The sequence below is a fragment of the Flagellimonas abyssi genome, from assembly GCF_019457905.1.
GTDB classification, from domain to species: Bacteria; Bacteroidota; Bacteroidia; order Flavobacteriales; family Flavobacteriaceae; genus Flagellimonas; species Flagellimonas abyssi.
Map to the genome: position 1 here is coordinate 1 of NZ_JAHZSV010000084.1, position 1,193 is coordinate 1,193.

Annotated in this window: 2 protein-coding genes; both read left to right on the forward strand. The window is 58.3% G+C overall.

The genetic code is table 11. The features are described 5' to 3' along the window. Positions 1-727, forward strand: a 727-nt coding sequence (locus K1F36_RS19875) for a GMC oxidoreductase (RefSeq protein ID WP_220115343.1), incomplete at its 5' end; no start/stop codon positions are given. Positions 728-731: 4 nt separating this feature from the next. Continuing rightward, on the forward strand, positions 732-1,193 hold a 462-nt coding region (locus K1F36_RS19880; protein WP_220115344.1), incomplete at its 3' end, for a gluconate 2-dehydrogenase subunit 3 family protein.

Below are 1,193 nucleotides of genomic sequence, written 5' to 3' on the forward strand. Positions count from 1 at the left end.
GGGCTTCATCCCGGACCTGATGAACCGGAAGGTCTCCTATAACGAGGACGGCGTTGGCGGTATGCACGTGTACTCCCCATGGTGGGGGGACAACAGCAAGCTGGACTTCCCGAGGGGCTACCATATCGAGGTATGGGGCGGCATGGGGATGCCGAGCTACGGCTTCGGCTTCAACGTGAACGAGTTCAACCAGTTCTTCGGGACGAAGGTGGGCGGCTACGGGGACGTGCTGCGCAGCGACGCCAAGAAGTACTACGGCGCGGTCGTGGGCATGGCCGGAAGGGGCGAGTCCATAGCGAGGAAGGAGAACTATTGCGAGATCGACCCCACCACGGTGGACGAGTTCGGTATCCCCGTACTGAGGTTCAACTACAAATGGAGCCAGTTGGAGATCAACCAGGCCAAGCACATGCAGGACACCTTCGAGGAGATATTGATCAACATGGGCGGGGAGCCGTTGGGCAAGAAGCCGGGCAAGGAGACCAACTACGGGCTTCACAACCCCGGAAAGATCATCCACGAGGTGGGCACGACCCGAATGGGGGACGACCCAAGGACGTCGGTGACCAACAAGTACCAGCAGCTGCACGATGTGGACAACGTTTTCATCGTGGACGCAGGACCTTTCGTGTCGCAGGCGGACAAGAACTGTACCTGGACGATATTGGCGCTCTCGATGAGGGCCTCGGAGTACATCGTGGAACAACTCAAACAACAAAACATATAGCGCAATGGACAGAAGGAAGAGTTTAAAGTCGATAGTATTGGGCTCTGTGGCCGGAGGACTGGCCATCCACGGTTGCAGACCGTCCACGGAGGGCACGGAACTGACGGAAGCACCGAAGATCACCTACCCGGGGCGCGTTCCCCAGGAGCTGGAGCATATAGAGGAACTGAGTGAGGAAGAATTCTTGAACCCGCACGAGGTGGAGACCCTGACGATATTGTGCGACCTGATACTCCCGGCGACGCAGGAGTACAAAGGGGCATCGGATGCCGACGTAGTGGGCTTCATCGAGTTCATGGCCAAGGACGTTGAGACCCTGCAGCCGGACATCCGAGGTGGACTGATGTGGCTGGACCACAAGAGCAACACGGAATACGGAACGGAGTTCAAGGCGGCGACCGAGGAGCAACAAAAGACCATTTTGGACGGTATCGCGTACTACGACCCGGAGGTGCCGGGCAACGAG